This window comes from Streptomyces sp. NPDC005962 (assembly GCF_040629205.1).
Lineage (GTDB): Bacteria > Actinomycetota > Actinomycetes > Streptomycetales > Streptomycetaceae > Streptomyces.
Genome location: NZ_JBEXVE010000005.1, coordinates 185,306 through 197,986, shown reverse-complemented (window position 1 = coordinate 197,986; position 12,681 = coordinate 185,306). Strand labels below are relative to the sequence as shown.

At 71.4% G+C, this 12,681-nt stretch carries 10 protein-coding genes; 3 read left to right on the top strand and 7 right to left on the bottom strand.

Going from position 1 to position 12,681, the window contains the following annotated elements; genetic code table 11:
* Positions 1-34: 34 nt before the first annotated feature.
* The 3 genes from ABZ370_RS11180 to aspS form a co-directional block, all read right to left on the bottom strand.
* Positions 35-979: an intradiol ring-cleavage dioxygenase gene (locus ABZ370_RS11180; protein ID WP_358619091.1), complete on the bottom strand. Its 945-nt coding sequence runs from the start codon at positions 977-979 to the stop codon at positions 35-37.
* An 84-nt stretch (positions 980-1,063) separates the two neighbouring features.
* A complete protein-coding gene (locus ABZ370_RS11175; RefSeq protein WP_358619089.1) occupies positions 1,064-1,903 on the bottom strand; it encodes a L,D-transpeptidase family protein in 840 nt (279 codons plus the stop codon).
* A 57-nt stretch (positions 1,904-1,960) separates the two neighbouring features.
* Positions 1,961-3,805 carry an aspartate--tRNA ligase gene (gene aspS, locus ABZ370_RS11170; RefSeq protein WP_358619322.1) on the bottom strand — a complete coding sequence of 615 codons (1,845 nt, stop codon included), beginning with the start codon at positions 3,803-3,805 and terminating at the stop codon, positions 1,961-1,963.
* A 118-nt stretch (positions 3,806-3,923) separates the two neighbouring features.
* Between aspS and ABZ370_RS11165 the strand changes: the two genes are divergently transcribed.
* Positions 3,924-6,038 carry a SpoIIE family protein phosphatase gene (locus ABZ370_RS11165; protein WP_358619087.1) on the top strand — a complete coding sequence of 705 codons (2,115 nt, stop codon included), beginning with the start codon at positions 3,924-3,926 and terminating at the stop codon, positions 6,036-6,038.
* 362 nt (positions 6,039-6,400) lie between these two features.
* Here the strand turns inward: ABZ370_RS11165 and ABZ370_RS11160 are convergent, their stop codons facing one another.
* Together ABZ370_RS11160 and ABZ370_RS11155 are read right to left on the bottom strand one after the other, a co-directional pair.
* Positions 6,401-7,354 (bottom strand): pirin family protein, encoded by a 954-nt coding sequence (locus tag ABZ370_RS11160; RefSeq protein WP_358619085.1) that lies wholly within the window; start codon positions 7,352-7,354, stop codon positions 6,401-6,403.
* 124 nt (positions 7,355-7,478) lie between these two features.
* On the bottom strand, positions 7,479-7,976 hold the full coding sequence (locus tag ABZ370_RS11155) for an SseB family protein (protein ID WP_009716404.1): 498 nt from the start codon (positions 7,974-7,976) through the stop codon (positions 7,479-7,481).
* 159 nt (positions 7,977-8,135) lie between these two features.
* Between ABZ370_RS11155 and ABZ370_RS11150 the strand changes: the two genes are divergently transcribed.
* Positions 8,136-9,962: an acyl-CoA dehydrogenase gene (locus tag ABZ370_RS11150; protein ID WP_358619084.1), complete on the top strand. Its 1,827-nt coding sequence runs from the start codon at positions 8,136-8,138 to the stop codon at positions 9,960-9,962.
* Between the two features lie 100 nt (positions 9,963-10,062).
* Here ABZ370_RS11150 and ABZ370_RS11145 read toward each other — a convergent pair whose 3' ends face one another.
* Positions 10,063-10,428 (bottom strand): hypothetical protein, encoded by a 366-nt coding sequence (locus ABZ370_RS11145; protein WP_358619083.1) that lies wholly within the window; start codon positions 10,426-10,428, stop codon positions 10,063-10,065.
* A gap of 17 nt (positions 10,429-10,445) precedes the next feature.
* Positions 10,446-11,195, bottom strand: a complete 750-nt coding sequence (locus ABZ370_RS11140; RefSeq protein ID WP_358619082.1) for a TNT domain-containing protein — start codon at positions 11,193-11,195, stop codon at positions 10,446-10,448.
* Positions 11,196-11,388: 193 nt separating this feature from the next.
* Between ABZ370_RS11140 and ABZ370_RS11135 the strand changes: the two genes are divergently transcribed.
* Complete coding sequence (locus ABZ370_RS11135) at positions 11,389-12,681, top strand: M18 family aminopeptidase (RefSeq protein ID WP_358619080.1); 1,293 nt, start codon at positions 11,389-11,391, stop codon at positions 12,679-12,681.

Genomic DNA, 12,681 nt, shown 5'->3' with positions numbered 1-12,681 from the left:
GAGAGCCCCCCACGAGCTCCCCGGGGGCCGTTCGTCACATGCCGGTGCCCTCGTTCGTCGCGTCGGGGTCGACCCCGAGGGTCAGCGAGCCGACGACGCCCTTGGCGATCTTCCCCTTGCGGTACTGGAGCTTCAGCAGACCGCCCTCGGCCCCGTTGCCGGGGTAGATGCCGTCCTCGTCGAGGGTGGTGCGCGGGGTGGTGCTGGTGCTGTACGGCGCCACCTCGGCGGAGGCGAGCACGGCCTCCTCGGCGAAGAAGAGCTGTCCGGTGTGGCAGGCGTGGCCGCCCTCGTAGCCGGAGTCGGTCAGCTTGCCGCCCACGTGCACCTTGGCGTGGATGTGCACGCACCGGCCCCGGTACCAGCCAGGGAAGACGGTGGTGAACTCGACGAACCCGTGCCGGTCGGTGAGCTGGGTGCCGCGCAGATACCGCTTGTCGTCGGTCGGGTCCTGGTGGCCGCCTCCGCCGCCGGGCGGACCACCGGTGGGGGGCGTACCGGTGGGCTCGCCGGTCGGCGTATCGGTCGGGGTGCCGGTGGGCGGGGCTCCGGTGGGCGGGGTGCCGCCGCCGCTGCTGGAGTCCTCGTAGCCGGAGTACAGCCCGAGCGCGTCGCAGTGCCAGATGTCGACGGCGGCCTTGGCGAGGGGTTTGCAGGTCTCGGAGTCGATCAGTTTGAGCCGGAGGGTCATCGGGATGCCCGCCTTGCCCTCCGTGATGTTCTTTCTGATCTTGTCGGCGTCGATGTAGTACGGGCCCTCGGTGGTCTCCGAGGTGAGCCGGTAGCAGACCTCCTGGGACGGGGAGGAGGCCGACGCCGAGGGGGTGGCGGCGGAGGAGCCGTCAGGGGAGGCCGAGGCGGAGGTGGCGGCGACGGTGCCCAAACCGGCTGCCGCGACCGCGGCGCCGCCCGCCACGACGACCCGACGCCTCGTCATGTCCCGTTCGGCGACGGGGGTGTTCTTCTGGGGTTCGGTCATGGCAGGGGACGCTAGGGCCGCAACCTGGCAAGCGCATGGGTGCTTGCTGTGAATGCCTGTGGGAACGGCGTCAACGAGCCAAAGTCAGTCGGCCAACGAGTCCGCGGGCCCCATCACCACGACCGGGTGGCGGGCGGGGTCGAGGGTGCGCAGCAGCGTCCGCATATGCGCCCTGGAGAGGCTGATACAGCCCTGGGTGGGCCCGTCGTGGTCGACGTGGAACCAGATGCCGCCGCCCCGGTCCGCGCCCAGCGGCCTGGTCCAGTCGCGCGGGGAGGTCCCGGCCTTCCGGTTGTAGTCGATCGCCACGACGTAGTCGAAGGCCCCGGCCAGCGGCTCGCCCTCGGCACCGGTGCCGCTGATCGTGAAGCCCTGGACGGCGTGGTCGTAGCTGAGCCGGGTGCCCGGATCGGGCAGCTTCCCGCCCGCGTCGGTCAGGCGGAAGACGCCGGCCGGGGAGCGGAGGTCGCCCTGCCGGTGGTGGTCGGTCCAGCCGCGGGCGGCGTTGTGCGCCTTCCAGGAGGGGCCCGCCCGCCAGGCGGTGCCGCCGCCCCCGTCGCCCTCCCGGTCGCCGGTCTTCCCGCTCGCCGTGGACCGCTCGTAGAGCACGACGGTGGAACGGGTCGCGTCACGGCCGCCGCCGGTGACGACCACGACCTGCTCGGCGTCCCGGGGCACCTCGGCGCGGGTGCGCGGCCCGAGCCCGGGCAGATCGCCCGGCCGCTCGGCGGGGGCGGGCCGCCCGGCCGGGCTGTGCGTGCCCGTGGGCGCGCCCACCGCGCCGGAGCGGCCCGCGGGCGCCTTGGCGTCCGCGGTGCCCCTGGCGTCCGTAGCGTGCTTACGGGACCCGTCCCCGGGACCCGCGCAGCCCGCGAGCGCCGCGATGAGCAGCGCCGTGGCCACGGCCGGAATCCGTACCCTCACTGTGTCCTCCGCCCCTGGATGCACACCGGGCACGGATCTCCCATCCCGTCCGCGCCGTTACTCGGCGTCTTTCCCGTCGACCGGCTTCTCAGCCTTCTCGGCGCCCTCGGCCTTGCCAGTCTTCTCGGTCTTCTCGGCCTGCTTGATCTGCGGCTTGCGCACCGACAGGTGCAGCTCCCGCAGCCGGGCCTCGTCCACCTCGCTGGGCGCGCCCATCAGCAGGTCCTGGGCGTTGCCGTTGAGCGGGAAGGAGATGGTCTCGCGGATGTTCGGCTCGTCGGCGAGCAGCATCACCATGCGGTCGACGCCGGGGGCGATGCCACCGTGCGGCGGTGCACCGAAGTGGAACGCGCGCAGCATGCCGCCGAATTCCCGCTCGACGTCCTCCCGGGAGTACCCCGCGATCTCGAACGCCTTGAACATCACGTCCGGCTCGTGGTTCCGGATGGCGCCGGACGACAGCTCGGTGCCGTTGCAGACGATGTCGTACTGCCACGCCAGGATGTCCAGCGGGTCCCGGTTCTCCAGCGCGTCCAGACCGCCCTGCGGCATGGAGAACGGGTTGTGGGAGAACTCGATCTCGCCGGTGTCCTCGTTCCGCTCGAACATCGGGAAGTCCACGATCCAGCAGAACCGGAAGACGTTCTCCTCGAAGTGGCCGGTCCGCTTGGCGGCCTCGACCCGCACCGCGCCCATGATCTTGGAGACCTCGTCGAAGTCGCCCGCGCCGAAGAAGACCGACGTGCCGGGCTTGCCCTCGACCTCGGCGATCAGCTTCTCGACGTCCTCGTCGGTGAGGAACTTGGCGATCGGCCCGGTCAGCTTGGAGTCCTCGCCGATCCGGACCCAGGCCAGCCCCTTGGCGCCCTGCTCCACCGCGAACTCGCCGAGCTGGTCGAAGAACTTGCGGGGCTGCTCGGCGGTGTCCGGCACGGCCAGCGCGCGCACATGCTTGTCGGCGAACGCCTTGAAACCGGAGCCCGCGAAGACCTGGCTGACGTCGACCAGTTCGAGCTTGGCGCGCAGATCGGGCTTGTCGGAGCCGTACTTCAGCATGGCCTGGCGGAACGGAATGCGCGGGAACGGCGAGGTGACGTGGCGTCCGTTGCCGAACTCCTCGAACAGCTCGGTCATCACCTTCTCGATGACCTCGAAGACGTCCTCCTGCTCGACGAAGCTCATCTCGACGTCGAGCTGGTAGAACTCGCCCGGCGAGCGGTCGGCGCGGGCGTCCTCGTCGCGGAAGCAGGGCGCGATCTGGAAGTAGCGGTCGAAGCCCGCGATCATCAGCAGCTGCTTGAACTGCTGCGGGGCCTGCGGCAGGGCGTAGAACCGGCCCGCGTGCAGCCGGGAGGGGACCAGGAAGTCGCGCGCGCCCTCGGGGGAGGTGGCGGACAGGATCGGGGTCGCCATCTCGTTGAAGCCCTGCGCGGTCATCTTCTGCCGGATCGCGGAGATCACGGCGGAGCGCAGCATGATGTTGCGGTGCATCCGCTCCCGGCGCAGGTCCAGGAAGCGGTGCTCAAGACGCCGCTCCTCGCCGACCCCGTCCTCGGGGTAGACGGTGAAGGGCAGCGGGTCGGCCGCGCCGAGCACCTCGACGTCGGCGACCTCGACCTCGATCTCGCCGGTCGGCAGCTCGGGGTTGACGTTGTCGGCGCCGCGGGCGATCACCCGGCCGTCGATCCGGACGACGCTCTCCTTGGAGATCGAGCTGAGCTTCTCGTTGGCGGCGGTGTCGGGCCGGACGACGAGCTGCACCAGGCCGTAGTGGTCGCGCAGATCGATGAAGAGGATGCCGCCCAGGTTCCGTCGATTGTGCAGCCAGCCGGAGAGCCGTACGTCGGTGTCGACGTCAGCGGCGCGGAGCTGGCCACAGGTGTGGGACCGGTACCGATGCATCATTCATCCAAGTCGTCTGGTCGTGAGTATTGCGTACCCTCTTAAAGCTTCCGGCCAAGACTACCGGCGGCGTGACCCTCACTGGTAAGCGCGCGGAAAATGCCCATAAGGTAGCGCAATGCGCACCGAGGATCTGCTGGCCGCCATAGCGACCGGCCTGTGGCGGTGGGACAGCGTCTTGGGCGCCGTCTCCTATGACGCCGAGGCGGCCCGCCTGGTGGGCCTGCCCGCCGAGGCGGTCACGCTCCCCGAGGCCGCCGCCCGGGCCTGCTTCCACCCGGCGGACTGGCTGGAGATCCAGTCCATCGTGATGCTGGCGGAGGCCGAGGGAACCCTTGCCGAGGCGCGGCTGCGCATCGTGGACGAGAAGGGCAGGGTGCTGCGGACCGTGCGCACCCGGTCCCGGCCCGTCGCCCACCCCGACGACCCGGAGGGCCGTCTGCTGCTCGGCACGCTCCAGGAGGTCGCCGAGCCGCTGCCCGGCACCACCGCGGGCGGCACCCCGGTCACCGGCGACTGGCGGCGCAACCGCGAGGCGTTCCTGCTGGACGCGGGGCGGGCGCTGGCCGAGGCGATGTCCACCGCCGAGGTGCTGCGGGTGGCCGCGGGGCTGTCCATGCCCGGCTTCTCGCCGGACGGGCTCGCCGTCTTCGGCGTCAAAGGTGACCGGATATCGCTCATCGGCCACCACGGGCACCGGCTGGACACCGAGCACCCCTCCGCAAACATGCCCTCGGCCACCGACCATCCGGCGGCCGAGGTGGTCCGTACCGGCCGGGCCGTCTACCTGCCCTCGCCGGAGGAGTACCGCGGCCGGTTCCCCGCCGCCTGGCAGCGGATGCGGCCGCTCAAGCGCCGCTCCTGGGCCTTTCTGCCGCTGATCGTCGCGGGCCGCACCATCGGCGCGTGGATGGCCGGTTTCGCCCACCCGGTCGCGTTCTCGCCCGACGAGCGCTCGGTGCTCACCACGATCGCCCGGATGCTCGCCCAGGCGCTGTCCCGGGCCGCCCTCCAGGAGACCGAGCGCGAGCTGTCCGACGGCCTCCAGCGCTCCATGCTGCCCGCCGCCAAGCCCGACATCCCCGGCCTCACCGTGGCCGCGCGGTACGTACCGACCGGCGGCGGGCTCCAGGTCGGCGGCGACTGGTACGACGTGATCGCGCTGCCCTCGGGGCGCACCGCCCTGGTGATCGGCGACGTCCAGGGGCATGACGTCCGGGCCGCCGGGATCATGGGGCAGCTGCGGATCGCGGTCCGGGCGTACGCCTCCGAGGGCCACCACCCGGACGCGGTGCTCGCCCGCGCCTCCCGCTTCCTGTGCGGGCTCGCCGACCCCGGCGGGGACGGGGCGAACGACCCCCGGTTCGCGACCTGCCTCTACATGGAGGTCGATCCGGTCGCGGGCACCCTGGACATCGCCCGCGCGGGCCATCCGGACCCGGCGGTCCGGCTGGCCGACGGCACGATGATGCTCCGCCCCACCGCGGGCGGGCTGCCGCTGGGCATCGACCCGGAGGGCGACTACCCCACCACCCGGGTGGTGCTGGAGCCCGGCGAGACGCTGCTGATGTGCACCGACGGACTCATCGAGACCGGCGGCCACGACCTGGAGACCGGCTGGGACCGCATCCGGTCGGTCTTGGAGCACCCGGCCACCGCGACCGACGGCCCCCATGACCTGGAGGCGCTCGCCGAGGCCCTGGTACAGGCCGTGCACGGGCCGCCCTCGCACCACACCACCGGCCCGCTCGCCGACCGCCGCGAGGACGACATAGCCCTGCTGCTGATCCGCCGGGACGCGGAGGTGTGCCTGGTCGGACCCGGTTCGGCGCCGGTGCGGCGTACCGCGATCACCCTCGCCCAGGCCGAGCCGGAGCGGATAGCGGGCGCCCGCCATCAGCTGCGCGACATGCTGCACGACTGGGCGGACCCGGACCAGGTCGAGTCGGCGGTCCTGCTGCTCTCCGAGATGGTCACCAACGTCCTGGTGCACACCGACGGGGACGCCCTGCTGGTCGCCGAGGTCAGCGGGCGGCGCGGGTCGAGGCGGCTGCGGCTCGACGTCGCGGACGGCAGCGACGAACTGCCGCACCGCCGCCGCCCCGGCGAACTCGCCTCGTCGGGGCGGGGGCTGATGCTGATGGAGATGCTGGCCGACGCCTGGGGCGTCGACCCCCGAGGCGACGGCAAATGCATCTGGTACGAACTCCACGAACGCCCGCCGGAGCCGTAGCCCCACCGCCGGGCACCCGCCGCGACAAGCCCCGGCCACATCGTCCGGGCCCGCCCCGGGCCACCGGCCGGTGCACCCCTTACCGGGAGAGATCCGGCACGCCCCGGCCCGCCGCTGCCGCGCCGTCCGCCGCGGGTGCGGCGCCGCCGGGTTGTCCGGCCCGGGCCGTTCGGGCCGAGGCGCCGGGCCCGGGACGGCGGCCCGGCACGTCAGCCGCGCGGAGCCGCGGGGCACAGGGCGCGCTCATATCAGCAGGGCCTTCCCCGGGGCACCGGACGAGCAGGCCGGGAAGGCCCCGCCGCAGGCCGCCGGGGCGCGACCGGGGCCCGGGCGCCCGGGCCGGGACGGCGCCCGCCCCCGGCCTACTCGGCGTCGGCCGGGATCGTTCCGAGCTTTCCGGCTCGGAAGTCCTCGAAGGCCTGGGCCAGTTCGGCGTGGGTGTTCATCACGAACGGGCCGTAGTGCGTCATCGGCTCGCGGATCGGCTGCCCGCCGAGCAGCACCACCTCGAAGTTGGGGCTGCGCGACTCCTGCGCCGCGTCCGCCCGTATCGTCAGCGCGTCGCCCTCGCCGAAGACCACCGTCTGCCCGGTGCGGAACGGCCGCTGCTCGGCGCCCGCGGTGCCGCGCCCGGCGAGCCCGTACGCGAGGGCGTTGAAGTCGGCGCGCCACGGCAGGGTCAGCTCGGCGCCGGGGTTCAGGGAGACGTGCAGCATGGTGATCGGGGTGTGGGTGACGCCCGGACCCTGGTGGCCGTCGATGTCGCCCGCTATCAGCCGCAGCAGCGCGCCGCCGTCGGCCGAGGTGAGCAGCTTGACCTTGGCGCCGCCGATGTCCTGGTAGCGCGGCGCCATCATCTTGTCGCCGCTCGGCAGGTTCACCCACAGCTGGAGCCCGTGGAAGAGGCCCCCGGACATGACCAGGGACTCCGGCGGGGCCTCGATGTGGAGCAGCCCGGAGCCCGCGGTCATCCACTGGGTGTCGCCGTCGTTGATCGTGCCGCCGCCACCGTGCGAGTCCTGGTGCACGAAGGTGCCGTCGATGAGGTACGTCACGGTCTCGAAGCCGCGGTGGGGGTGCCAGGGGGTGCCCTTGGGCTCGCCCGGCGCGTACTCCACCTCGCCCATCTGATCCATCATGATGAACGGGTCGAGGTGCTGGTAGTCGATACCGGCGAAGGCGCGCCGCACCGGGAATCCCTCGCCCTCGAAGCCGCTGGGCGCGGTGGTGACGCCGAGCGCCGGGCGGGGGCGCGCCTCGGCGGGCGCGGCGACCCGGGGAAGGGTCAGGGGGTTGTCTACGGTCACTGCGGGCATGACGGCCTCCTCGGTCGTTCACCATTCAACTTAATTGAAGGCTGAACGACTCGCAAGAGGGGCCCTATTCCCGCTCTAGCGGGACACGAGGGGCGTGTGGGGCGCGAGGAACCCGGGGGACTCCTCAGCCGTACATGCGCCGCATCGCGAAGTCGACCATCTGCTCCACCGCCTTCGCGTCGAAGACCATGCGGTGCTCACCCTCCATGTCGAGGACGAAGCCATAGCCGGTCGGCAGCAGGTCGATCACCTCGGCGCCGGTGATCACGAAGTACTTGGACTCCTTGCCCGCGTACCGCCGCAGCTCCTTGAGCGAGGTGAACATCGGGATCACCGGCTGCTGGGTGTTGTGCAGCGCGAGGAAGCCCGGGTTGTCACCGCGCGGACAGTAGACCTTGGAGGCCGCGAAGATCTGCTGGAAGTCCTCGGCCGCCATGGAGCCCGTGGTGAAGGCGCGCACCGCGTCCGCCAGGGACGGCGGCGAGGGCTCGGGGTACAGCGGCTGCCCACCGTAGCCGGGCCCCGGCTGTGAGTGGTGTGACGCATGCGGCTGCTGTTGCGGCGGAGGCGGCGGTGCGGCGTAACCCTGCCCTGCGCTCGCGTTCTGGTCGTAGCCGTACATGGACTGAAGCGTACTGAGTCACAGTTGGGCGGTTGAGGGTTGCCCTTTATTACCCACGGGTAGCATCATGGCGACACCGGATAGACCGCGCCGGACTGCTGATCGATACCGCGCCAAGAAGAGGTCCCTGCCTCTCCCGAGCCATACGGAGCCGTCGCCATGGGGCACTACAAGTCGAATCTCCGCGACATCGAGTTCAACCTCTTCGAGGTGCTCGGCCGCGACAAGCTGTACGGCACCGGCCCGTTCGCGGAGATGGACATCGAGACCGCCAAGAGCGTGCTCTCCGAGATAACCCGGCTCTCGGAGAACGAGCTGGCCGCCTCCTACGCCGACTCGGACCGCAATCCGCCGGTCTTCGACCCGAAGACGAACACGGCGCCGCTGCCCGAGTCGTTCAAGAAGAGCTTCCAGGCGTACATGGACGCCGAGTGGTGGCGGCTCGGGGTTCCGGAGAGCCTCGGCGGCACCTCCTGCCCGCGCTCCCTGCTCTGGGCCTCGGCCGAGACGATCCTCGGCGCCAACACCCCGATCTGGATGTACGCCTCCGGCCCGGCCTTCGCCGGGGTGCTGCACGACGAGGGCACCGAGGAGCAGCTGAAGATCGCGCAGCTGATGGTGGACAGGCAGTGGGGCTCCACCATGGTGCTGACCGAGCCCGACGCGGGCTCGGACGTGGGCGCCGGCCGCGCCAAGGCGGTCCGGCAGGAGGACGGCACCTGGCACATCGAGGGCGTGAAGCGGTTCATCACCTCCGGTGAGCACGACGTCTCCGACAACATCATCCACTTCGTGCTGGCCCGCCCCGAGGGCTCAGGACCCGGCACCAAGGGACTGTCCCTCTTCGTCGTCCCCAAGTACGACTTCGACTGGGACAGCGGCGAGCTGGGCGAGCGCAATGGCGTCTACGCGACCAACGTCGAGCACAAGATGGGTCTGCGCGTCTCCAACACCTGCGAGCTGACCTTCGGCGCCAACGCCCCGGCCAAGGGCTGGCTGCTGGGCGAGAAGCACGACGGCATCCGCCAGATGTTCAAGATCATCGAGTTCGCCCGGATGATGGTCGGCACGAAGGCCATGGCCACCCTCTCCACCGGCTACCTCAACGCGCTGGAGTACGCCAAGGAGCGCGTCCAGGGCCCGGACCTGGCGGCCTTCACCGACAAGGCCGCCCCGCGCGTCACCATCACCCACCACCCGGACGTGCGCCGCTCGCTCATGACGCAGAAGGCGTACGCGGAGGGCCTGCGCACGCTCGTCCTCTACACCGCCTCCGTCCAGGACGAGATCCTGGTCAAGGAGGCCGCGGGCGAGGACGCCTCGGCCGAGAGCCGCCTCAACGACCTGCTGCTGCCGATCGTCAAGGGCTACGGCTCGGAGAAGGCGTACGAGCAGCTGGCGCAGTCCCTGCAGACCATCGGCGGCTCCGGCTACCTCCAGGAGTACCCGCTGGAGCAGTACATCCGGGACGCCAAGATCGACACCCTCTACGAGGGCACCACCGCCATCCAGGGCCAGGACTTCTTCTTCCGCAAGATCGTCCGGGACCAGGGCCAGGCGCTGACCGTCCTCTCCGAGGAGATCAAGAAGTTCCTGGCGGAGGCCGCCGGCGGCGAGGAGCTGGCCCCGGCCCGCGACCGGCTCGCCCAGGCCGCGGTCGACCTGGAGGGCATCGTGGGCGCCATGCTCACCGACCTCTCGGCCACCGAGCAGGACGTCAGCTCCATCTACAAGGTCGGCCTCAACGCCACCCGGCTGCTGCTCGCCTCCGGCGACGTGGTGCTCGGCTACCTCCTGCTGCGCGGCGCGGCCGTGGCCGCGGAGAAGCGGGGCGGGGCCACCGCGAAGGACGTGCCGTTCTACGAGGGCAAGATCGCGGCCGCGAAGTTCTTCGCCGACGAGGTGCTGCCGGGCGTCTCGGTGCAGCGCGCGCTGGCCGAGTCCGTCACCAAGGAGCTGATGGACCTGGACGAGGCCGCCTTCTAGGGCCCTCGCCTCCACAGACCCGGGAGCCGGTCGCCCCTCTCCTTCACCGGGGGGCGGCCGGCTCCCGCCTGTCCGGCCTCCTCGTCAGACCGCTCAGGCGTCAGGCCTGGCTATCCGGCGGATGCTCCCGCAGGGCCCGCTCCACCTCCTCACGCGCCTGGCGCCGCAGCTCCTCGCCCTGCGCCAGCAGCTCCTCGACCGTCTCCTGCCCCGCTCCGGGCGGACGCGGCCGGGCCCGCAGCCTGGCCAGCAGGTCCCGGCACGCCTCGTCCTCGGAGGCGAAGCGGCTGACGTCCCTGTCCACCGAGCGCTCCCACAGCCCGGTCACCCAGCCGCCGTCCGGCGCGGGCCGCAGGAAGTAGTAGGCGTCCGGCCGGACTTCGCTGTCGGCCGCGCCGGGAATGTCGTACAAAGCGTCCGGGACCTGCTCGGCGCGCAGCACCCGGACGAGTTCCGTTCTGTCCACGGCACCAGGATGCGCGGTCAGTTCAGCGGCCGCAGGTTACCCGCGGCAACAAGCTGAGGGATCGACGGCCCGGTCAGATACCGCAGCCCGTTGCCCGGCTGGCCGAACCAGGCTCTGAGGGGCCCCGCGTCCACCAGGAACGGCTTGGTGACCTCGTAGAGGTGATAGCCGTACGGGTGCGCCGGGTCGTAGGTGTTCAGGCTGCTCGGCGGCAGCGCCCGTTCCGCGTACGGGGTGCCCGCCGGGGCGAGGAAGTGACCGAAGCCGCTCCCGAAGAGATCGACCTTCTGACCCGCCTTCAGCGTGATGGTGGTCTTGAGCGGTACGCCGTTCAGCAGCACCCAGCCGTCCGGGTACGGATACCACCAGCCGCCGGTCTGCTCGTTCCAGTAGCACTTCAGGAAGGCCGGGGCGGACAGGCCGTCCAGCCGCTCGTAGCCCTTGAGCATCCGGCCGATCGCGCCCGTGCGCGGCAGTGCGGCGGGACCCAGCCGCCAGTCGCCCTTGTGGTACCGCTGGAAGGGCTGGGTAGGTGCGGAATTGGTTCCCCCGGTGCGGTCGGTAGTCGGACAGGGCGGGTGGCCCTTGGCACCGGTTTCGCCCCCGTCCTCCGTCGCCGCCGCGTCAAGTACGGGCGTGGGAGCAGGTGCCGGGGCGGGCAGCTGTCCGGCGGGGCGCAGCCCGGCGGTGTGCGCCACGGCCGGACCCGCGCCGCACAGCAGCAGCAGCGACCCCAGAATGACGAGGAGGTGTTGAAGAACGCGCATCCGCTGTCCCCTTGGGTGCGTTGGTGAGCGGTTAAGGGGACTATCGTCCGATACGCGAGTTTTATACCGCCGCCCTGACGTGCTTTCATCAGATTGGATCAACGGGACCCCACGGATGGGCCCTCATCACGATCCCATCCTTGGGGACATGACACCCCGACGGGCCGGGCGGTCCCGAATCTATGCTGATGACATGAGCGCACACCCCGGCATCGACCGCGGCCATACCGATGACCTGATGTCCTTCCTTCGCGCCAGCCCTTCGCCGTACCACGCGGTGGCGAACACGGCGGAGCGCCTGGAAGAGGCGGGTTTCCGGCAGGCCGAGGAGACGGCGGCCTGGGACGGCGCGGCGGGCGGGCGCTATGTACTGCGGGGCGGCGCGATCATCGCCTGGTACGTGCCGGAGGACGCGAGCCCGTCCACTCCGTACCGGATTGTGGGCGCTCATACCGACTCTCCCAATCTGCGCGTCAAGCCGATCCCGGACACCGGGGCCCACGGCTGGCGGCAGATCGCCGTGGAGATCTACGGCGGCGCCCTCCTCAACACCTGGCTCGACCGTGATCTCGGGCTCTCCGGCCGGATCACCCTGCGGGACGGCTCCAGCCGTCTCGTCACCGTCGACAGACCCCTGCTGCGCGTGCCGCAGCTCGCCGTGCACCTCGACCGGTCCGTCAACGCCGACGGCCTCAAGCTCGACAAGCAGCGCCATATGACGCCGGTGTGGGGACTCGGCAGCGCCGAGGAGGGCGACCTCATCCGGTTCGTCGCCGAGGAGACCGGGGTGGCCGCCGAGGACGTGACCGGCTGGGACCTGATGGTCCACAGCGTCGAGCCGCCCGCCTACCTCGGCCGGGACCGTGAGCTGGTCGCCGGGCCCCGGATGGACAACCTGCTCTCCGTGCACGCCGGGACGGCCGCGCTCACCGCCGTCGCGGCCCGCCCGGAGCTGCCGTACATCCCGGTGCTGGCCGCCTTCGACCACGAGGAGAACGGCAGCCAGTCCGACACCGGCGCCGACGGCCCGCTGCTGGGTAATGTGCTCGAACGTTCCGTCTACGCGCGCGGCGGCGGTTACGAGGACCGGGCCCGGGCCTTCGCGGGCACCGTCTGCCTGTCCTCCGACACCGGCCACGCCGTCCACCCCAACTACGCCGAACGCCATGAGCCGGGCCACCACCCGCGCCCCAACGGAGGACCCATCCTCAAAGTCAACGTCAACCAGCGGTACGCCACCGACGGCTCCGGGCGGGCCGTCTTCGTCGCCGCCTGCGAGCGCGCGGGCGTGCCCTGGCAGAGCTTCGTCTCCCACAACGCCATGCCGTGCGGCACCACGATCGGTCCGATCACCGCCGCCCGGCACGGCATCGCCACCGTCGACATCGGCGTCGCGATCCTGTCCATGCATTCCGCCCGCGAACTGTGCGGGGCACAGGACCCGCGGCTGCTCGCCAAGGCGCTGACCGCCTTTCTGGAGGGCTGA

Bases quoted from the DNA above. Each gene is read 5' to 3' on its own strand.
- ABZ370_RS11140 (WP_358619082.1), bottom strand. From the start codon at position 11,195: ATGCGCGTTCTTCAACACCTCCTCGTCATTCTGGGGTCGCTGCTGCTG.
- ABZ370_RS11155 (WP_009716404.1), bottom strand. From the start codon at position 7,976: ATGTACGGCTACGACCAGAACGCGAGCGCAGGGCAGGGTTACGCCGCA.
- ABZ370_RS11135 (WP_358619080.1), top strand. From the start codon at position 11,389: ATGAGCGCACACCCCGGCATCGACCGCGGCCATACCGATGACCTGATG.
- ABZ370_RS11180 (WP_358619091.1), bottom strand. From the start codon at position 979: ATGACCGAACCCCAGAAGAACACCCCCGTCGCCGAACGGGACATGACG.
- ABZ370_RS11160 (WP_358619085.1), bottom strand. From the start codon at position 7,354: ATGCCCGCAGTGACCGTAGACAACCCCCTGACCCTTCCCCGGGTCGCC.
- ABZ370_RS11150 (WP_358619084.1), top strand. From the start codon at position 8,136: ATGGGGCACTACAAGTCGAATCTCCGCGACATCGAGTTCAACCTCTTC.
- aspS (WP_358619322.1), bottom strand. From the start codon at position 3,805: ATGCATCGGTACCGGTCCCACACCTGTGGCCAGCTCCGCGCCGCTGAC.
- ABZ370_RS11165 (WP_358619087.1), top strand. From the start codon at position 3,924: ATGCGCACCGAGGATCTGCTGGCCGCCATAGCGACCGGCCTGTGGCGG.